Source organism: Anaerolineae bacterium, from assembly GCA_016931895.1.
Taxonomy (GTDB): domain Bacteria; phylum Chloroflexota; class Anaerolineae; order 4572-78; family J111; genus JAFGNV01.
Map to the genome: position 1 here is coordinate 1 of JAFGDY010000143.1, position 22297 is coordinate 22297.

General features: G+C 53.9%; 9 protein-coding genes. All 9 read left to right on the plus strand.

The genetic code is table 11. The features are described from left to right. Nucleotides 1–187: 187 nt before the first annotated feature. A complete protein-coding gene (locus JW953_10960; protein MBN1993214.1) occupies nucleotides 188–3664 on the plus strand; it encodes an AAA family ATPase in 3477 nt (1158 codons plus the stop codon). Nucleotides 3665–3763: 99 nt separating this feature from the next. After that, complete coding sequence (locus JW953_10965; protein MBN1993215.1) at nucleotides 3764–4540, plus strand: MinD/ParA family protein; 777 nt, start codon at nucleotides 3764–3766, stop codon at nucleotides 4538–4540. Nucleotides 4541–4787: 247 nt separating this feature from the next. Continuing rightward, entirely contained in the window at nucleotides 4788–5129 is a 342-nt protein-coding gene (locus tag JW953_10970) for a helix-turn-helix domain-containing protein (GenBank protein ID MBN1993216.1), read from the plus strand. 199 nt (nucleotides 5130–5328) lie between these two features. Continuing rightward, on the plus strand, nucleotides 5329–9123 hold the full coding sequence (locus tag JW953_10975) for a HEAT repeat domain-containing protein (protein ID MBN1993217.1): 3795 nt from the start codon (nucleotides 5329–5331) through the stop codon (nucleotides 9121–9123). Further along, nucleotides 9120–12632 carry an amino acid adenylation domain-containing protein gene (locus JW953_10980; protein ID MBN1993218.1) on the plus strand — a complete coding sequence of 1171 codons (3513 nt, stop codon included), beginning with the start codon at nucleotides 9120–9122 and terminating at the stop codon, nucleotides 12630–12632. The genes JW953_10975 and JW953_10980 overlap by 4 nt, the downstream gene beginning before the upstream one ends. After that, nucleotides 12629–17230 (plus strand): amino acid adenylation domain-containing protein, encoded by a 4602-nt coding sequence (locus JW953_10985; protein MBN1993219.1) that lies wholly within the window; start codon nucleotides 12629–12631, stop codon nucleotides 17228–17230. Before JW953_10980 ends, JW953_10985 begins: the two co-directional genes overlap by 4 nt. A gap of 62 nt (nucleotides 17231–17292) precedes the next feature. Further along, nucleotides 17293–19071 (plus strand): peptide ABC transporter substrate-binding protein, encoded by a 1779-nt coding sequence (locus JW953_10990; protein MBN1993220.1) that lies wholly within the window; start codon nucleotides 17293–17295, stop codon nucleotides 19069–19071. Nucleotides 19072–19099: 28 nt separating this feature from the next. Further along, on the plus strand, nucleotides 19100–21127 hold the full coding sequence (locus JW953_10995; protein MBN1993221.1) for a HAMP domain-containing protein: 2028 nt from the start codon (nucleotides 19100–19102) through the stop codon (nucleotides 21125–21127). A gap of 103 nt (nucleotides 21128–21230) precedes the next feature. Then, nucleotides 21231–22199, plus strand: coding sequence for a MoxR family ATPase (locus tag JW953_11000; GenBank protein MBN1993222.1), 969 nt, complete (start codon nucleotides 21231–21233; stop codon nucleotides 22197–22199). Nucleotides 22200–22297 lie beyond the last annotated feature (98 nt).

A 22297-nucleotide genomic window follows, 5' to 3' on the forward strand; every position in this document is an offset into this window, starting at 1 on the left:
GCATTTGAATACCGATTAGCTTGACCTTTATTATCCCATATTTTCTTGTTAATGTTAAATCTTATGTCACTGCAAAAGTCGAGTTCTAACTTCTAATTTTATATCAGCCCCGGCCATATTGACAAGGCCCTCACCCACTGGTAAACTTAAATAAGTTAAGCCAGAATTATTCAATGTGGATTGAGCCATGACCGCATCTCCAACCAACTCCCAACGTTGGGTCGCGCTTTTACCCCGTTTAGCCCGTTACCTGCCCGCTAATTTGTTCAACCGTTTAAGAGAATTGCCGGCAGAGCTTGATCAATTTGACGATAGAAGAGCGCAGCGCCAGATTGCGCTTAAATTGGTTGATGCCACCCGCTCCCTGGACCCCCTCTATCGGGTGCTGCTAGACTACACCCCCCATTATCTGCTTGAACTTGACCCCACCCCCGGCCAGGCCTATGGCGAACTTTTAGAGGGCACGTTTGTTTTTGCCGACGTTACCGGCTTTACGGCCTTAACGGAGTTGTTGTCTAAACAGGGACATACCCGGGGCCGCGAAATCATGAATCAAATCATGAATCGTCTCTTTAGCAGCATCCTGGAGCCGCTTACCGCTTCCGGGGGCGACCTTTTGATTTTTGCCGGAGATGCGGTGCTGGCCTATTTTCCCCGGCAGGAGCATGCCAACGACGTTTTTCAAGCCACCCGGGCCGCTTTACGCATGGAGCGGGCCATTGTCCCCTTTGCCTCCTTCGACACCGAATATGGCCCTTGCAGCCTGACCATGAGTATTGGGGTTGAACGCGGCCTGGCCTACGCCGGGGTGGTTGGTTCCCCCCACCGGATGGAATTATTGGTCAGCGGCCCGGCTACGGCCGAAGCCACCGCTGCCGAGGGCCTGGGCGAACCGGGCCAGGTGATTGCCGGGCCAAAGGCGCAGGCCGTTATCCGGGATCGTTTTACCCTGACCGGGCCGGTAGTGATTGATAACCTGGGCGAGGCCCTGGGCGATTATGAAATTTCCTTGCCCACCCGCAAGGTGGGTGGATCGGCCATTTTGGGGTTGACCATCACCGAAGTGCTGGAAACGCTGGAAGCCAGTTTGCAGCGGGTTGAGCAGTTGGCCCCATTTTTGGCCGAAGACATCCTGGCCCGTTTGGTCAACGCCGGTCGCCAGCGCCAGCTTGAGTCGGAGTTCCGCCCGGTGGCGGTGCAGTTTATTAACGTGTATGGCCTGGAAGATTTGGCCGTAAATCAAGGGCCAGAAATAGTCACGGTCGCTTTTCAGCGTTATTTTGTCCAGGCCCAGGAAATTGTCAACCGGCACGAGGGCGTGATTAGCCAGGTTGACACTTATGCCAAAGGTTTTACCTTGCTCAATACCTATGGCGCGCCGCGGGCGCACGAAGGCACCAAACGTTATGCTGTTTCGGCGGCGTTGCAACTGGCCCGCGCCCTGGAACAGGTGAACCGTGAATTCAATCTGGACCCGCCGCTGCAACAGCGAGGCGGCATTACCCACGGCCTGGTTTTTACGGGCGAAATTGGGGCTACCTATCGCCGCGAGGCCGTGACCGCCGGGCCGGCCGTAAATCGAGCCGCCCGCCTGATGAGCAAAGCCCAATTTGGTCAGGTGATTCTGGACGCCGACATCTGGGCCGATACCCAGGCCGCTTTTGTGGGCGAACAACTGCCCGCAATCAAGCTGAAGGGCATAGAAGGGCCGGTGGTAATTGTTGATGTGCGTAAAATGCGGCGCGGCACGCGCTTGTTGCCCCTGGAACGCCCGCTGGTGGGCCGCGAGTCTGAGCAAAAGCGGCTGGCCGAAGCGGTGGACGCCCTGGCAGCAAAAAGCGGGGGCCAGGCCTGGATGGTCAGCGGCGAGACCGGCGTTGGCAAAACTTCGTTGATGGCCGACCTGGCGGCGGTGGCGCAGGGGCGCGGGTTGAAGGTGCTGATGGGCCGTTGCCAGCCACATGGCAAATATATCCCTCTCTTTCCCTGGCTTGATTTGGTGGCCGGTTGGCTTGATCTTGATGAAAACGCCAACCCCGCCGAGCAGCGTATTCGCCTGGCCGAAGCCTTGACCCGGTTGGATCTGCCGGCCTTGGAATATGCTTTGGCCGATTTGTTAGGCTTGCCTGCGGTTGAATCGTCAAAAAAGCGGCAGACTGGCTCTTCTCCCCGGAAAGAAGCTTCACTGGCGGCCACTTTAAGCGGCCGGGTTCAGACAAGACCGGCGCCAGGTTCTTCTCCCGCCACGTTGGAAGCTTTACTCAAAAGCAGGCTGGCGCCCGATGATGCTACCGCGGTGCGAAAGCCAACCGAACGCCCAACGGTGTGGCAGCAGCTGGCAGAGCGAGTGAGCGGCCCGCGGGTGATCATTAAACTTTTAGCCAGATTAACAGAAAAACAACCTTTGGTGGTTATTTTGGAAGATGCGCAATGGCTGGATAACGAATCATTTATTTTGCTCAACGATTTATTGCGGCAAATTAAACAAATGGCCTGTTTGTTGGTTTTGACCGGGCGCGAGCCGCTGGCCGGAGCCAATGTGTCGCCGTTGCCATTGCCCCCCCTGGCCGGCGACGCGGTTATTCAGATTGCCGAAAGAGCACTCAATGGACACATCGGCGACGATGCCCTGGCCCAATGGATTTGCGAGCGAGCCGGCGGCATTCCCCTGTATGTTGAAGCCTTGGGCCAGGCTTTACAGGAATCGGGCGCCATCCTCTGTGACCGGGACACCGGAGAGATACGGTGGTCGGGCCAGGTGCCCACCCTGCCGCTATCGCTGCACGAGGTATTGCTGGCCCGTTTTGAAGAGTTGCCAATGGCGCAGCAGGACGTGCTCAAACGGGCGGCCGTGCTTGGCTCGTCCTTTACCGGCGAAGCGTTGTTGAGTTTATATCAAAAAGGGGTGAACGAGTCGGAAGTGTTGGCTGCGTTGGAGGAAACCGTTAAAACTGCGTTTGTGGCCGGGGTGGGGGAAACCGGTTATCGTTTTACCCATCCCTTGATGCACGAAACCATCTATGAAACGCTTTCCTACTCGCAGCGACAAACCTGGCATACCCAGGCCGGTGATTGGTTGGTTAACAACAAGCCGGAAACGTCGCTGGAATTGATCGCTTATCATTATTTGCGCGGCTCAGAGGTAAAAAAGGCCGCGGAATATGGCTGCCGGGCCGGAGACAAAGCGCGAGAACGGGGAGTATACACCGGGGCCATTGAGTATTATGACCAGGTGTTGAAGTTATCCGGGGTATCCCCGGCTACGCAACTGCGGGCCGCCGAGGGCCGGGCGGATGCCCTGGCTCTACAGGGAGATTACGCGGCGGCGGTGGCTGCTTATAGCCAGGCTATTGAGTTGGGCAGCGCCGACGCTTTGGGTAAACAGGCCGTGTTATCCGGCGATCTGGCCCGCCTGGAACAAACCGAATTTGAGCCACCCCTGCGTCCCTGGGCGGCAGGGGCCAGGGCCTGGCTGCTGGCCCAGGGTGGTCAAACAGACGCCGCGCTGCAAATAGCCCAAACCGCCCTGCCGCTGGCCGAAAAGCCGGCGCAAGAAGCGTTGGAATCGTTGGTTCAAACATTGTCCACGGGCCAGGCCTTGACCGAATATAAAGTGTGGCTGCGCCAGTTTACTAACGGGGTTTTGGGCCGGGCGCTGGCCTGAACAGCGTTAAGTAGCAGCGAAATATTTGCAAAAAAGCGCATGTTGCAGTAGGCTAATAAGGGTGGTTGGTTTACGTTAAATAATATTAAGGAGACTTCGGTGTCAAAAATAGTATCTATTCACTCATTCCGTGGTGGTACAGGTAAATCCAATACAACGGCCAACATCGCGGCCCAGGTGGCTCTGCGCGGCAATCGCGTGGCGATTGTGGATACCGACATCCAGTCGCCGGGCATTCACGTTCTTTTTGGAATGGAAGAAGACGATGTGGGTTTGTCGCTCAACGATTACCTGTGGGGTAAATGTAGTATTGAGGCGGCTGTTTATGACGTGGGAGCCAAACTCAAAATGCCCGATGGCGGGACCGGTTTGCCCCAGGGCACTCTATATCTCATTCCCTCCTCCATCAAACCAAACGAGATCGCCAAGGTGCTGCGCGAAGGCTATGACGTGGGCATGTTGAGTGATGGTTTCCAGGACGCGATTGAAAATCTTAACCTGGATTATTTCTTTATTGACACCCACCCCGGCCTGAACGAAGAAACGTTGCTGTCAATTGCCATTTCCGACGTTCTGCTTTTGATCATGCGCCCCGACCGCCAGGATATTCAGGGGACGGCGGTGACGGTGGATGTATCCCGGAAACTGGATATTCCCAACCTTTTCCTGGTGATCAATAAGGCCCTGCCGGAGTATGATTTTAAGGCGCTGGCCAAACAGGTCCAGGATACCTACAGCACGCCGGTGGCGGGGGTGCTGCCCCTCTCTACCGATGTGGCGCGTCTGTCCAGTGCCGATCTTTTCTCTTTGCGTGAACCTGATCACGAGTGGAGTCAAACCATTGTGCAGATTGCCGAACAGGTAATGGCCAGTTAGTTGTTTCTTGCAAATCTTTTTTACTGGATGCCAACATGCTTTGTCATAAATGTGATAAACCGGCCAGGGGGGTCTGCAAGTTTTGCGGCAGAGGCGTTTGCGAAGATCACTACAGCAAGATGCCCATTATTCTATCCGTTTACGTGGGCGAGCACCATACGCCAAAAACAATCGTGGTGTCTGATGTGTTGTGGTGCGGCACTTGCAAGCCCCAGCCCGAGCCTATTCCAATGCCGGAGATTTACTAATGGGCCTTTTTAATCGCTTACAGGATGAGCTTGATTCGCGCGAGCGACAGGAAGGCATTTCTCCTTCTGACCTGTTGGATTTGCCCCCGGCGCTGGCTTCGGTTATTAAAAAAATTGTCCGTCACAACGGCATGAAACTAACGCAGATAGCCGAGGAATTAGGCCAAACGCCCCCGGAAGCGCGAAAAATGCTGGCCGAGTTGGTAGAGAAGGGCTATGTGCGCACCGTTGAAGTTAAAAACGAATTGTGGTACAAAGCCCAATTTGCCCGCAAACGTGGCCGCCTGACGTCGGATTTTTGGTCTAATCTGGACAATGTTGTTGATGAGGATAAAGAGTAACGCCTCATCCCCGCTTATTTAAACATTTGGGCTGTTGTGGTTAGCTTTTTTGCCTGCGGGCAAAAAAGTTGTTGCTTCGCCGTACGTTTCCTCACCCGATGATAGCGCCTCTCTTACTTGAAGATATTATCAGAGTTTGGTACACTATTATTTGACACATCCGATTTGAACCAGCCTTCTTTTTTTGAAGCCTTCCAAAATGCAGATTTTTCAAAAAAGCGCGCGTTTTTTTGACCGATTATTTAACATTCGCCCCGGTGAATGGCCCCTGGTGTCGCTATTGTTTTTGATAGCTACCTTGAGCAGCGTGGGTTTTGTGTGGGGCACTACCATCACCTATGCCGGTTTTTTAAGCGAAAAAAACGGCCTGGAAACGCTGCCCTGGATTATCAGCCTGGTGGCCATTCTCTCCATTGTAGCCAGCGCTGCCTACGCCCCCTTTGTAGACCGCCTGGCCGACGATAAATTACACAACCTTATTTTTGTTATTGAGGTTGGCGGGATTATCCTGGGTTTGCTTATGCTGCGGCTAAACCTGCCGGCTGTGGCTTATCCCTTTCTCTATCTCCTGGGTTTTGCCACCATTGCCGTCATCAATCCTCACCAAACCACCTATTTTAATAACTTTTTTAATACTCAAACGGCCAAACGTACCTTGCCCATTATCAACGCCGGTTATCGGGTGGGTGGGATTGTGGCCGGGCTGATTATGCCCGCTTTGAACCGTCTGTTTTCCAATAACCCCCAGGGTATTATTGGGGCCTGGTTGTTGACCCATCTGGCGATGATGGCCGTTGTTTGGCTGCTGCCCTACATTCTACAAGGCCGCCAGGCCGGCGCCAAAACACCGGTTGGCGCCGGGAGTTTACAACAGCAGCCCTCGTACCTTGATAATGTAAAAGAGGGTTTTCGTTACACTACCCAATCAACTTTTTTGCTGTGGATGGCTATCAGCACTTTATTACTGATGGCCCTGCTGGCCTTGCTGGAGTATAGGTCCACAGAACTCCTATTGCGCGAATACGACAACGCCGCGGAATTTGCCGCTTTTTTGGCCGGTTTGAGCGCGATTGCTAACTTTTTTGTGGTGCCTATCCTGCTGTTTGGCCTTAGCCGCATCATCGGTTTTTTGGGTTTGGGCAATGCCAGCCTGATTTTTCCGGTAGGCAATTTGGCCGTGTGCGCCGGGCTTATTGTGCGCCCCGGTTGGTTTACGGCTGCCGCCGCTTATGTCAATCGCGGCGATTTTCAACTGGCCTTTCAATATCCCATCGAGGGTTTGCTCTACAACGCCGTTTCCGCGCGAGTCAAAGGCCGGGTGCGCGCTTTTATAAACGGCCTACTTTCGCCGGCCGGGTCGTTGCTTGGCGGTTTGCTCCTGCTTTTATTTATCATTTTTATGCCCACGCTGGCATGGCTCATCATTGTTCTCATTGGCGTTTTGGCGGTGGCCTATCTGGGCGGCACCTTGATTGTTCGTAAGTTCTATAGCCAGGCCCTGCTGAAAATGCTGGAACAGGAAAACTACTCCTTCTTGTTGTTACAACGGGGTTCGGAGTTCAGCGTGGCCGATCCAACCACCCTTAAATTGCTACAGCAGCGGCTGGCAGAAAGCGACGACCCGCAATTCACCATCTTTATGGCCAATCTTATCGGTCAAATAGGGGGTAGTGAAGCCACAAAAATTCTGGTGAATGCGGCCAGAACTGCAACCGACCCCGAAACCCAGGCCGGCATTATTGACGTCATCGTTGCCGCCGATATTGGGGGCAACGAAGTGCGGCAGCTCTATACTGATTTATTGGCCGATCCCAACGGCCGGCTGAAACAGGCCGCCCTGTTGGGCTTGGAAGGTTTGTTTGGCCTGGAAAGCCCCCAATTTTTGAACATGGCCTTGCCCATGCTTGCCGACCCCGATTTAGAAGTGCAAACCCAAATTCTTTCAAGCCTGACTCGCGCCGAGAATTTTTACGCTTTTCCCGCAGCCGGGCAAACGCTGGCCCAGCTTCTGGCCAACGAGAATCCCCACCGCCGGGCCAGGGGCGTTTTGATTCAGGGCCGGGTGGCCTATGTTCAAACCTCTCGTAGCCTGAGTGGGGTCACCAAATCGGTTTTTAACCTGACCCCCCATCTTTCCGACCCCGCCGACGAAGTCCGCTTACAGGCTATGTTGGCGGTGGAAAAAGTATCGGAAAATCAATTGACCGAACAATTGGCCGACATCGTCATTCAGCAAATTAATCCTTTGGTCAAAGACCCGGTTGAGCGGATTCGGCAGGCTACCCTGGTGGTGTATAGCCGTTTGGCCAAACGAGAAGCGCACCCCATTTTGGTAAACGCGCTCAATGACGCCAGCTCCCAGGTTCGCCTGGCAGCCATTGAAATGATGGTTCAGGTGGGCAAATCCGTAATCCCTGTTATTCACCCCCTGCTGGATTCGCCTGATCCAAACTTACGCAAAACTGCGGCCGTTATCCTCACCCGGATTGACAAAAATGAGCACGGGGCGCTTATCCTGCCCCATCTTACCGGCAACCTGTTGGCCATCTACCGCCAGCACGGCTATTTGGCTGCGCTGGCGCCTTTCGCCCATCATACCAGTATTGTGGTTTTACAAAGTACCCTGCGGGAACAAAACCGGCATTTACTTGCTGAAATCTTTTACCTGCTCTCGGCCCTGCACGGCGGTGATGCCATCAAAATTATTACCGAGTCGTTGCGCAGTGAAGATGCCCTGATGCGGGCCAATGCCATCGAAGCGTTAGAATCGCTTACTACCCCCCAAACGGCCCGGTTGATTAGCCCGCTTTACGATCCAGACATTGAACCGGCTTACATGTTGGACCTCAGCGCCGAAACCTGGGAAATGGACCCTCCCACAGCTACCCAAGTGATAGAACTCTTTACCCAAACAAACGATAGCTGGCTGCGGGCTATAATGGTTTTTGCCCTGGGGGAAATGGCCGGGGCCATGATGCAGCCCGAAGCTGTTGATGAGGCGGCTACGCCGCCAACAGGGCCGCCGGCGCAGCGGCTAACAGACCTGGTTGGCGGTGTTTCAACGCAGGATCAGACAACGGCAGAAAAACCAAAGGCGCGGCGCCGGCGACCGCCGGATATTCTTGATCTTCTTGGCGACAAAACCGAAGCAGAAAGCCAATCTCAACGTTCCCGCCGCAAGCGCATGCCCGATGTGTTTGCCGCTCTCACCGGCGAGACAGCCAAAACCGAAGCGCAACCGGTGGAAACTTCTGGCCCGCCGGTCAGCGCCCCCGGTGGGGTCGGCCCAAAGCTGCCGCCCCTGGAAATAGAAAAGATCAACCATATCATCGAAACAGCCTTAACCGACCCTGAAGCCGATGTGCGCATGGCCGCTCGCTCGGCCAAACGGATGATGACCGGCCTGGACGTTGCCGAAGTCCACCTGGCAGCCATAATGGTCAATCGCCTGGTCAAAGATGCGCAACGTGAAGTTGTGGTCAATGAGGAGGAGTTTATGCTCTCGACCATTGAAAAAGTGATTTTTCTAAAAAAAGTGCCCTTCTTTCAAGGCATGACCATTGACCAACTCAGAACGCTGGCCAATGTTTGCGAAGAAGAGCTGTTTGAACAGGGCACCCCTATTTTTAACGAAGGAGAAACCGGAGGCACCCTATACGTGGTGGTCAGCGGCAAAGTGGCCATTGAAAAAGAAGGCAAACGGAAAGGCTCCTTTGCCCGCCTGTCCACCATTGACGCCCACTCCTATTTTGGCGAAATGAATTTGTTTGATAACAGCCCGTATGCCAGTTCGGCCATCGCTCTTCAAGATACCCTGACCTTACGCCTGCGCCGCGAGCCGCTGATTGCCCTGGCCCGCCAGTACCCCGATATGTCCCTGGAATTGATCAATGTGTTGAGCCAACGCCTGCGCGAAATGAATGACCAGGTGGTTGAGCTGACCCGGGCCAAACCCCGCGAACTGCACAAATTGTTTGATAAGTTTGACCAATGAAGAAGTTGCGTTGTTTTATCATCGGCGAGGGCACGCTGCCTATCCAGTGCGCCACTATCCTTTTGCAGGCTGAATTTGACATTTACGGCGTCATCTCCGCAGACCCTACCCTGAACCAATGGGCCGTTAGCCATAACCTGCCCGCTTATCAACCCACGGCCGATTTGCCGGCTCTGCTGGGGCAGCAACCTTTTGATTATTTATTTAGCGTTGTCAACAGTTACGTTCTCCCGGCAAAAACATTAACCCTGCCGGAGCAATACGCCATCAACTATCACGACGCCCCCCTGCCCAAATACGCCGGAATGTATGCCACCTCGTGGGCGATTATGAACCGGGAAAAAATACACGGCATCACCTGGCATATTATGACCGAACAAATTGACGCCGGCGCTATTCTCAAACAGCGCCTGGTTGACATTGCCCCAACTGAAACCGCCCTTACCCTCAATACCAAGTGTTACGAAGCCGCCATCCGCGCTTTCCGGGAACTCGTGGACGACCTGGCCCACCACCGGGCAAAGCCAACGCCCCAAGACTTAACCCAACGCAGCTATTTTCCCCTGTACAAACGCCCCCCGGCCGGCGGCGTTATTTCGTGGCAGCAGCCCGCCGAGCAAATTGACGCCCTGGTGCGCGCCCTGACCTTTGGCGACTATCCAAACCACCTGGGTTTGCCCAAAGTCGCGGTGGGCGGTGAGTTTGTCCTTCTCTCCAACCTGAAAAAACTTGCCTCCCAAAGTGACGCTTTGCCCGGCACTATTACCCAAATGGACAACCGAACCCTGACCATTGCCACGGCTACCCACGAGGTTGTTTTGCAAGAGTTGTTGACCGTTGACGGCCAACCCCTGCCCCTGGCCGAATTTGCCCAACAATTTGACTTGCAGCCCGGCCGCAAACTCGACGACCTGGCCCCCGACGCTGCCGATCGGCTTACCGCTCAAAATAACCAGATTTGCAAACATGAGTCATTTTGGGTGAAAAGGTTGGCTGGCCTGCAACCGGTGGCCTTGCCTTACGCCAACCCGGCGGCTGCTCAACTGGGGGAATTTACCAGCCGCCCTCTATCTTTGCCGGAAGAAATTGAACCTTTTTTGGCCGGTCAAAATGATGACTTTTTAACCAGCGCCTTCATCGCCTACCTGGCCCGTTTGAGCGATACGGCGGCGTTTGCTCTTGCTTTCCAACCCCGCGCCCGGGCTGAATTCGACGCCTTTTTTGCCGCCTCCGTGCCCCTCTCCCTAAAGCTCAACCTGGAGTCCACTTTTGCCGAAAATCAGCAAGCCATCCGGGCAGAGCTAGATTTGACCACCCGGCGGCTCACCTATGCCCGCGATGTGGTGGCCCGGTATCCCCAGCTCAAACGGCTGCCGGCCATGTCCGTTCTCATTACCCAGGTGGATCATCCGCCCGCTTACCAACCGCCCCCAAACATAGCCCTGGCCGTTGTTGTTTCGCCGGACAACGCCGCCAGTCAATGGTTTTACAACCCGCACGTTCTGAGCGATGACGCCGTGGCCCGGCTGGTGAGCCAATTTGTCACGTTCCTGCGCGGGCTTATCGCCCGGCCGGAAGCGCCTCTCTGGAAGTTGCCCTTATTGACCGCCGCCGAGCGCCGCCAAATCCTGCTGGCCTGGAACGATACCCAGGCCGATTATCCCCAACTGCCGGCGCATCGTTTGTTTGAGCGTCAGGTATCCCTGTCGCCGGATCAGATGGCGGTAGAGCAGGAAGGCGAGCAACTAACTTATGCCCAATTGAACCGGCGCAGCAACCAATTGGCCCATTATCTGCAAACGTTGGGCGTTGGCCCGGAAACCCTGGTTGGCCTGTGCGCCGAACGTTGCCCGGAGATGATGGTGGGTTTATGGGGTATTCTTAAGGCCGGCGGGGCTTACCTGCCTTTGGACCCCAACTATCCGCCGGAACGTTTGCGCTTTATGTTGCAAGACAGCCAGGCCGCCGTGTTGGTCACGCAGGACCATCTGGTTGACCGCTTAAATCCCGGCCCGGCCCACATGATTTGCCTGGATGCCGACTGGCCCACTATTGCTCGCCATAGCGCCGAAAATTTAGCGGAAACCGTCACCCTCGACCACCTGGCCTACGTCATCTATACCTCCGGCTCAACCGGGCAGCCCAAAGGCGCCGCCATTCTGCACCGGGGCCTGACCAACTATTTGTGCTGGGCCGTGACCGCCTACCGGGTGGCCCAGGGCCGGGGCGCGCCGGTTCATTCTTCTATCAGCTTTGACCTGACCATTACCGGCCTGCTCTTGCCCCTTTTGGCCGGTCGCACTGTAACGCTGTTGCACGATCAGGGCAGCGAGGCGCTCAGCACCATTCTGCGGCTCAAAGACAACTTCAGCCTGGTCAAGATCACTCCGGCGCATCTGGACGCTCTCAGCCAGACGCTTCCGGCCGACAAAGTGGCCGGAAAAGCTCATTGTCTGGTAATTGGCGGCGAGGCGCTGCGGGCGGAACACCTGGCCTTTTGGCAGCAAAACGCCCCCGCCACCCGGCTGGTCAATGAATACGGCCCCACCGAAACCGTGGTCGGCTGCTGCGTTTACGAAGTGCCGCCTGATACGGCGGCGAGCGGCGTAGTGCCCATTGGCCGCCCCATTGCCAATACCCAACTTTACGTTTTAGACCGCCGCCTCCAGCCCGTGCCGGTCGGCGTGCCCGGCGAACTCTACATCGGCGGCCACGGCGTGGCGCGGGGCTATCTGCATCGCCCCGATTTAACGGCGGCCCAATTTATTCAATTAGACCTGCCGGAATTGCCGGACGCGCCGGAGTTCAGGCGGGTTTATAAAACCGGGGATCTGGCCCGCTACCTGCCCGACGGCAACCTTGAATTTTTGGGCCGGCTTGACCACCAGCTTAAAATCCGCGGCTACCGCATTGAACCCGGCGAAATCGAAACAACATTAAAACAACATCCCGCGGTGCAAGATACCGTGGTGGTTATCCGCGAAAACGCGCAGGGTGATAAACGCCTGGTGGCTTACTTTGTGCCGGCCTTGCAGACTCAATCAACAGACCCCCTGCTCAATGAACTGAAAAGCTTTTTGCAGGCCAGGCTGCCCAAATATATGCTGCCCTCCCGGCTGGTCTCTATCAGCGCCCTGCCCTTGACCGGCAACGGCAAGGTTGACCGCCAGGCTCTCCCGGCCCTTGATCTGGAGCAAGACGCGCGGGCCGAAGCCTATCTGGCCCCCCGTAATGCCTTGGAGCAGCAGTTGGCCGATATTTGGAGCCAGATTTTGGACGTGGAACAGGTGGGCGTGAATGATAACTTTTTTAAGTTAGGCGGCCACTCCCTGCTGGCCACGCAAATGCTCTCCCAACTTAGAGACGCCTTTAACGTGGAAATCCCCCTGCGCAGCCTGTTTGAAGCCCCCACCATTGCCAACCTGGCCCAACACATCGAAACTTTTCGCTGGATTGCTCAAACCGCCCAGGAAATGCTTGAAGGCAAACGCGAAGAAGGCGTTTTATGAATGTTGTAGAATTTTTATCCCATTTACGCGCTTTAGATATAAAGCTTTGGGCCGACAACGACAACTTGCGCTACAGCGCCCCCGCCGGCGCGTTGACGCCTGAACTGCGCGCCGAACTTGGCCGGCGCAAGCCGGAAATTCTCGCCTTCCTGCGCCAGGCCGAAACAGTTGCTCTTACGGATACGTCGCCGATTCAACCTGTCTCACGAGATAAGCTGCTTCCGTTGTCGTTTGGGCAAGAGCGGCTTTGGTTTCTTCAACAATTGCAGCCTGAAAGCTGCGCCTATAATATCCCCCTGGCCGCCCGTTTAAGCGGCCCGCTTGACCGCGAGGCCCTGGAACAAAGTCTGCGGGCACTCATCCGCCGTCACCAAAGCTTGCGCACCACGTTTGATATTGAGGGCGAGTATCCTGTTCAGGTTATCCAGGCAGCAACGGATTACCAATTGGCGGTTGTTGATTGTACGCCGGCCGAAGCGGAGCAATGGATGGCCGAGGATGCCCGGCGACCTTTCGACCTGGCCCAGGGGCCGCTGCTGCGAACCAAGTTGTTCCGCCTGGCCAACCAAGAACATATTTTATATTTCAATTTCCACCACATCATCTTTGATGGTTGGTCTATGGACCGCTTTTGCCATGAACTATCTACCCTGTACCAGGCCCGCACAGGAGACGGGACGGCTGAGGCGCTCCCGGAGTTGCCCATCCAATTTGCCGATTTTGCCGCCTGGGAAAGGCAGCATTTTGCCGAAGCCGGGACGCAGGGCTTGGCCTATTGGCGGAAAAAACTCGGCGGCGAATTACCCGTTATGCAACTACCCGCCGGCTATCCTCGCTCTACCGAGCAGCGATTTAGGGGGGAAAAATATGAATTTGGCTTATCTCAAGCGCTCACCGAGAGTTTGAAAAAAATAAGCCAGGAACAAAATGTCACGCTGTTTATGACTCTGTTGGCTGCGTTCAAGGTTTTGCTGCACCGTTACAGCGGCCAGGCTGACATTCTGGTGGGCGTGCCCGGCGCCAATCGCATGCGGCGCGAAGTCGAAAACTTGATCGGTTTTTTTGTCAACACCCTTGTCTTTCGCACCGACTTATCCGGCCAGCCAAACTTTTTGGAGTTATTGCGCCGGGTGCGAGAGGTCACTTTAGAGGCCCAAACGTATCAAGATACGCCTTTTGACAAATTAGTGGCCGAACTTCACCCGGAGCGGGATTTGAACCGGCAGCCGTTATTTCAGGTAATGTTTGTGCTGCAGCCGCCCACCGGCGAGTTTGGCGGTTTGTTGCGCCTGCCGGGCCTGACTGCCACGCCTTTGCGCATGATAGACAATGACACCACCAAATTTGACCTCTCATTGGAAATGTTTGAAAGCGCAGCCGGGCTGGTTGGTTCCTTTGAATATAGCGCCGGTCTGTTTAGCGAGGAGGCTATTGCCCGGATGGCCGGGCATCTCCAGACGCTTTTGGCCGGAATTGTGACCGACCCGCATCAAAGCATCTCCCTTTTGCCCCTGTTAACGGACGCGGAACGGCGGCAAATTTTGGTTGAGTGGAACGATACGGCGGTCTTTTATCCGCGCGACAAATGTTTACATCAGTTATTTGAAGCGCAGGTTGAACGCACGCCTGATAACATCGCCGTTGTCTTGCCCGCCCTTGATTCCGAAAGACAGGCCGATCAACAACTCAGCTATCAGGAGTTGAACGACAAATCCAACCAGTTAGCGCGCCGGCTGCAAAAACTGGGCGTCGGGCCGGAGACGCTGGTGGGGATTTACATGACCCGTTCTTTGGAAATGGTTGTGGGTTTGTTGGGGATTCTCAAAGCCGGCGGGGCGTATGTGCCGCTGGACCCCGCTTATCCTAAAGAACGTTTGGCCTTCATGTTAAACGACATCCAAACGCCGGTCTTGCTGACTCAAGCCCACCTCCTGAAAACCCTGCCGGAACTTACGGCGCAGGTTATTTGCCTGGATACCGGCTGGCCCGACATAACGCCGGAAGATACGGCCAATCCTGCCAGTGGGGTCACGGACGAAAATTTGGCTTATGTGATTTATACTTCGGGGTCTACGGGCAAGCCCAAAGGAACGCTCATTACCCACCACACAGGGTGTAATCATATGTTTTGGATGCAAGATGCGTTCCCCCTCACTGAAGGCGACGCCGTTTTGCAAAGCAGCCCTTTCAGTTTCGACGCTTCGGTATGTGAGTTTTTCGCCCCCCTGTTCAATGGGGCGCGTTTAGTGCTGGCTCAACCCGATGGGCATAAAGACAGCCATTACCTGGTTAAAGTGATTATGGAACAGGGGATTACCACTTTGCAGTTAGTCCCCTCCTTGTTGGGTGTTCTGTTAGAAGAACGTGACTTCAAAAAATGCCGTTCGCTCAAGTATGTTATTCCCGGCGGCGAACCCTTGCCGCTTGAATTCATAAAAAAATTCTACCAACAATTTTCAATAGATTTATACAACACCTATGGCCCTACCGAAGCCACCATAGATGCCACCTTTTGGCTCTGTGACCGTGAATTAAAGCAAAACGCGGCGGCAATTGGCCGTCCTATTGCCAATTTGCAAACTTATATCCTGGATGCGCAACTACAACCTCTGCCGGTAGGAGCGCCGGGCGAGTTACACATTGGCGGCGGCCTGGCGCGCGGTTATCTGAACCGGCCCGACTTAACCGCCGAAAAATTCATCCCCCATCCTTTTTCTGACCGACCTGGCGCGCGTCTATACAAAACCGGCGACATCGCCCGCTATTGGCCGGACGGCAACATTGAATATCTGGACCGCCTTGATCATCAGGTTAAATTGCGCGGTTTTCGCATTGAATTGGGTGAAATCGAGGCCCTGTTAAACCGGCACCAGGCCATCAAACAGGCAGTTGTCATGCTCCGGGAGGATAACGAGAGCGACAGTCGGCTGGCGGCCTACGTGGTATTTCAGCAACATTCGTCTCTATCGGCCAACGAGTTGCGCCATTACCTGGCGCAATATCTCCCGGATTATATGCTCCCTTCAGTTTTTGTGCCGCTCGATGCTTTTCCTTTGGGCGCCAGCGGTAAAATTGACCAACGCGCCTTGCCCGTTCCTGAAGCCATTTCCGCCGAGCCAAAAAATTACGTCGCTCCCCGCAGCCCGGTTGAAAAGTTGTTGGCTAACATCTGGGCCGAGACACTTGGCCTGAAAAATGTGGGCGTTTATGACGACTTTTTTGAATTGGGCGGACATTCACTGCTGGTCACCCAACTCATCCTCCGGGTGCGGCAAATGTTTCAGATAGATTTGCCCATCCGCGAGTTCTTTCAAGGGGCTACCGTCGCCGGATTGGCCGAAACCATCCGGGCTATTCGTAACCATGCCAACATTATTGGCCGTGAGGTTGATCTGGAAGCAGAGGCCGTTCTCGACGCTGCTATTCAACCCAAAACGCCTGGCGTGGCGACGGCCCCCGCGGACGCTGCCGCGCCCGTTTCGATTTTTCTGACCGGCGCGACCGGCTTTTTGGGCGCGTTTCTTCTTTTTGAACTTTTGCGGCAAACCCAGGCCGATATTTATTGCCTGGTTCGGGCTGACAATGTGGAGGACGGTTACCGGCGGATTCAAACTAATCTCGAGATATGCCGGCTGTGGGAAGAAAAATTCAAACCCCGGATCAAGCCTGTTGCCGGTAATTTGGCTGAGCCGTGTTTGGGCTTATCGCCGCCACAATTTGCCCAATTAGCCCGTCAAATTGACCTTATTTATCACTGTGCGGCCTACACCAACCTGGTCTATCCCTACCATAAACTCAAACCCATTAATGTCCTGGGACTCCAAGAAATTTTACGCCTGGCCGTTCAAGACAAAACGATTCCTGTTCATTACGTTTCAACCCTGGCGGTTTTTTCGGCGGTGGATTATTTTAAGGGAGGCGTTGTTTACGAAACGGACGAGCTGCAACACAGCGATACCCTTTTCAACGGATATTGCCGCAGTAAATGGGTGGCTGAACAGTTGGTGTCTATCGCCCGGGCCCGGGGAGTGCCGGTTTCCGTTTACCGGCCCGGCTCAATTGTTGGCCACAGCGCTACCGGGGTCTGGAAAACAGGGGATTATTTGTCCAGGCTGATCAAGGTTTGCCTGCAATTGGGCCGCATGCCTGTGCCCGACGGGGCCTGGCATTTGACGCCGGTGGATTATGTGAGTCAAGCCATTGTTTACCTGTCGCGGCAGGCCAATTCCGGCGCAAATGTCTTTCATCTAAACTCGCCGCATTTGCTTTCTACAACAGAATTTTGTAATCTAATTCAAAGGCTGGGTTATTCAGTGCAAGCAGATTCTTATGCGTCCTGGCAAATTGAGCTGCTCAAATTGAGCCGGCATGATTCTAACCATGCCCTCTATTCGCTTTTGCCGATTTTTTTGGAGCCGGTGTCTACCCTGGAGAAAACGACCATTGTTGAGATGTATACGCTAGATAAAGAACCCCGGTATGACTCCCGAAATGTAGAAGAAAGATTGGCCGGTACGGGCCTCGTTTGCCCACCGGTAGATCAAGCGCTATTGTCAACCTATTTTTCTTATTGGCTTGAGACCGGATTTTTGCCATAACTCGGCGTGAATTGTATTAAGAAGGGAGAACAGAATTGGCTAAAAGTTATCGTCATCCTGTTTTGTATGTTGGTATCTTGCTATTGTTTCTGTTGGGATGTACTGGCCAGGTTTCTACCCCTGAAGAAGCGTTGGTTGAACCGACCCCTTTGCCTACAGTTAAACCAACAGAACGTGGCAAGGGAGGAACGTTGCGGATGTTGTATTGGGACGCGCCAACGATCCTCAATCCCCATTTGTCTACTTCTGTAAAAGACGCAGAAGTTAGCCGGATTGTTTATGAGCCGTTAGCCAGTTTTGACAAAGAGGGCCAGCTTGTGCCGTTTTTGGCCGCCGAAATCCCTTCCATTGAAAATGGAGAGGTGGCTAAAGATGGCCGTTCGGTGACCTGGAAGCTAAAACAGGGGGTTTTATGGTCCGACGGCGAACCTTTTACGGCGGAGGACGTTCTTTTTACCTATCAGTATATCGTTAATCCAGACGTGGGTTCCACAACCTCGCTCAGTTATGAGGCAGTGGATAACGTAGAAATTATTGACGACTACACCATTAAAGTTAATTTCACCAAAGAGACGCCGACCTGGTCGGAACCTTTTGTGGGGTACAATGGGCTGATTCTACCCAAACATAAATTTGAGGCTTACAATGGATCTAACGCCCGCCAAGCGCCGGCCAACCTGGAACCTGTCGGCACCGGCCCCTATCGTGTTCTCCCGCCGGGTATCAAACCCCAAGAGATTTTATTTTTGGGCACGGAATTGGTCAATACCAACAAAACAGTTTTTGAACCAAATCCCTACTTTAGAGAGGAAGACAAACCCTACTTTAGTAAACTGGAAGTGAGGGGCGGCGGCACCGCCACGGAAGCGGCCCGGTTAGCCTTACAAAGCGGCGATGTTGATTACGCCTGGAATTTGACTATTTCCACAGAGGATTTAGAAAAATTAGAAGCAAATAGTGTTAGCCGGGTGGTGGCTAATTTTGGTTCAACCGTTGACCAAATTGAATTGAACTTCACCGATCCCAATAAAGAAACCGAAGACGGCGAACGTTCCAGTCTACAATTCCCGCATCCGGCTTTTAGCGACCTCACCGTGCGGCAGGCTTTTGCGCATGCCATTGATCGCCCCTCTATTTTGGCCTTGTATGGCCTGAGCGGCGAACCAACAGAGCACATTTTAGTTTCGCCGCCGCAGTTCAAGTCGAACCGGACGTTTTATGACTTTGACCTGGCCAAGGCGGCCGCCTTATTGGCTGAAGCGGGTTGGGTAGATAGCGATGGCGACGGCATCCGCGACAAGGATGGTCAAAAATTAAGCGTATTGTACCAAACCTTTGAAAACGAGATACACCAAGAAACCCAACGTATTGTTCAGAAGGATTTACGCTCTATAGGGGTAGATGTCAAAATAGATTTCACGCCAATTAGCATTTTTTACGGCAGCGATATGAGCCATCCTGGCCATAACGGCCGTTTTCTGGCTGATCTGCAAGAATCAGATTGGACGGCCATTAGCCCCGACCCCGGCCTATTTTTGCAATATTGGACGTGCGCCCAAATCCCGCAAAAAGCAAACGGTTATTCCGGTTTTAATTTCCGCCGCTGGTGCAATCCAGAATACGACGCCCTTTATGAGCAAGCAAGCACCGAACTTGATCCCGACAAACGGCGTGAACTTTTTATCCAAATGAACGATATGCTTTCTGAAGAAGTTGTGACCATTCCCATCGTTCGCTTCGCCCGAATTTCAGCCGTCAGCCGTAACCTGGCAGGGTTTGATCCCACCCCCTGGGATTCTGAAACGTGGAATATCAAGGATTGGCGCAGCCTACCCCAATAAGTTACAAAGAGCGGAAAGAAGGTTTATTATGACAATGCAAGCTACAGAAACCGTAACAACTTCCCGGCGTTTAGAAAACTTGCCGGGAGTTAAATTTTTCAAAAACTTGAGCATCGGGGTCAGGCTGCTGATTGGTTTTGGTATTTTGGTCGTCCTGACCCTGTTGATTGTTGTGTTCAATTACCTGGGTAGTGTGCCGGCTACCGAAACAATCACCCGCACCAGTGATGTGCGTTTTCCTTCCACGTTGGCCGCAGCCCGCGCCCAAACCAATCTGTTTAGAATGCAAAGCGAGGCCTGGAGCTATTTGGTTTTGGGCGATGAAAAATATCGCGCCAGTTATGAAGAAGCCGAGCAAGCCTTTGCCATTAATCTGGCAGAACTGGAGAACATCTCGAACCTGCTCAGCTCCGCCAATCAACAACGCCTGAAACAACTCCAGGCCGCCTTTGTTGAGTGGCGGGCGTTGCCGGAAACGCTGTTTGAACTGCGCAACGACCAATTAGAACGAGAACCGGCCTATCGCCTGCTGGCCACCGATGGCTCTTCGTTGGCCGGTAACATTCTCATTGATATGAACAGCATGATCGAAACGCAAGCGCAGCGAGAAGCCTCGGCGGCAAATATGGCTTTGCTGGGCGATATGGCTCAATTTCAAGGTACCTTTGCCTCAATGTTTTCCGCGTTGCGCGGTTACGCCACCACGCGCAACCGGATCTATCGGATGGAATACGAGGGCAACCTGGCCGCCAATGAATTTGCCTGGGATAGATTATTCAATAACCGCGACTCCTTAAGCCTCAGCCAACAAACCTTACTGGATGGAATTCAGAAAAACCGCGAGGAATTTTTAAACTTACCTGATGAAATTTTTGACTTGTTAGAAAGCGAACGCTGGCGTGAAGACCTTTATCTCTTTAGCGCGCAGGCCGTGCCCCTGGTGGAGCAAATGCAGAATATGCTGTCTGACATGACCCAGGCTGAAATCGAGTTGCTTGAAATGGACCTGACCGCCGGTAAATCAAGCCTGACGACGGCTAATGTTCAGGCTCTGGTTATTGGTGTGGTGGCGCTTATTTTGGGGGTGGGCCTGGCCTTTATTTTTAGAGGAAATATTGCCGGCCCGGTTCGACGCCTGACCGATGTGTCCAACCGGATCAGAACCGGCGACCTGGAAGCGCAGGCCGAGGTAGAATCCAGAGACGAAATTGGCGTTTTGGCCCACACCTTCAATGATATGACCGGCCGCCTGCGGCAAACGTTGCTTGAGGTTAGAATGGAGAAGCAACGCGCCGACGACCTGCTGGAAGTGGTGATTCCTATTGGGGTGCAGTTAGCTTCGGAAAAAGATTACAACCGCCTGCTGGAAACAATGTTGTTAGAGGCCAAATCATTCTGCCACGCCCAGGCCGGGGTGCTCTACCTGCGTACCCCAGATAACCGTTTGGAATTTGTGATTGTGCGCAATGACCCCCTGAATATGGCCATGGGCGGCGCCACCGGCAAAGAGGTCACTTTTACCCAATTGCTGACCCCGTTGCCCCTCTATGATGAAGCGGGCCAACCAAACCAAAATACCATTGCTACCCACGTGGCTCTGTCTGGCCAAACGCTCAATATCCCCGATGCCGGCCATATTGAAGGATTTGAGTTTTCCAGTACCGAGGTTTTTGGCCGGGCCGGTAATTACCGCTCTATTTCTCACCTGGCTTTGCCCCTGAAAAACAGCGAAGATCAGGTGATTGGGGTGTTGCAACTGATCAATGCGCAAGACCGTGAAACCGGCCAGATTATTCCTTTTGACCAGAATATTCAGCAGATGATGGAGTCTTTCTCCTCGCTGGCCGTGGCCGCCCTTGAAGCCTACAGCCGTGAACAGCGCCTGCGCCAGGAAATTCGGCAACTGCGGATTGAGATTGACGAGGCCAGGCGGCAAAGAGATGTGGACAAGATTGTTGAGTCCGATTCCTTCCAAACCTTAAAAGACCGGGCGCGCGCGTTACGCCGCCGCCGGTCAAAACGGGATCAATCCGATACCCTGCCAACGCAAGAATAAACTTTGGAGAGCGTTGAGCCTGCTCACTAACCCTGGGACTACTTTCTGATAGCCTTAGCCGTTCAACCTGTGGTATAATGTTTCGAGAACCAGGAAAATTACTATGACCACCGACCTTGTGAATTTCACCGCAAAAATTATTGCCAATGTGGAAAAAGTAATTATTGGCAAGCGAGAACAGATTGAACTATTGTTGGTAGCCATGTTGTGCCAGGGCCACGTTTTGTTAGAAGATGTGCCCGGCACCGGCAAAACCATGCTGGCTCGCAGTATTGCCATTAGTCTGGGCGTTGATTTTAACCGTTTGCAATGCACCCCGGATTTGCTGCCCAACGACATCACCGGCGTTTCTGTTTTTTTGCAGCACGAGGGCCAGTTTGAGTTTCGCCCCGGCCCGCTCTTTGTCAATATCCTGCTGGCCGACGAAATCAACCGGGCCACGCCGCGCACCCAGTCGGCGTTGTTGGAGGCCATGCAGGAACGCCAGGTGAGCATTGATGGCAAAACCCGCCTGTTGCCCCGGCCCTTTTTGGTGCTGGCCACCCAAAATCCCATTGAGTTTGAAGGCACATTCCCTTTGCCCGAAGCCCAACTTGACCGTTTTCTGATGCGTTTATCTATTGGTTACCCGGCCCAGGCCGATGAGGCTCAAATTATTAAAAGTCAACGCCAGGCGCATCCGGTGGAAAGTTTGGCCCCGGTAGTCCCTGGGCCGGATTTGTTGACCTTCAGCCAGCAGGTTGCCCAAATACACGTTGAGGCTTCATTAGAAGATTATATTCTGCGGCTTATCCAGGCCACCCGCAACCATCCCGACCTGGCCCTGGGGGCCAGCCCGCGCGGCAGTTTGGCCCTTTACAAAACCAGCCAGGCCCTGGCCGCTATCCAGGGCCGGGATTACGTTATCCCTGATGATATTAAAAAGTTGGTGCCCCTGACCCTGGCCCACCGGATGATCTTAAAGCCGGAAAGCCAATTGCGGGGTCGCACCACCCTGGCTGTGCTGCACGACATTGTGGACCACACGGATTTGCCCTTAGAAATAACGGCTCAATATCCAGGAACTGCTTAATTGGCCGCAGCACTGTTTTTGCTCATCAAGAGCATTGCCGCGTCGAGCAAACCTCGACAAAAAAAGAGGCTTTTAGTATAATTAACTCTGTAGAACAA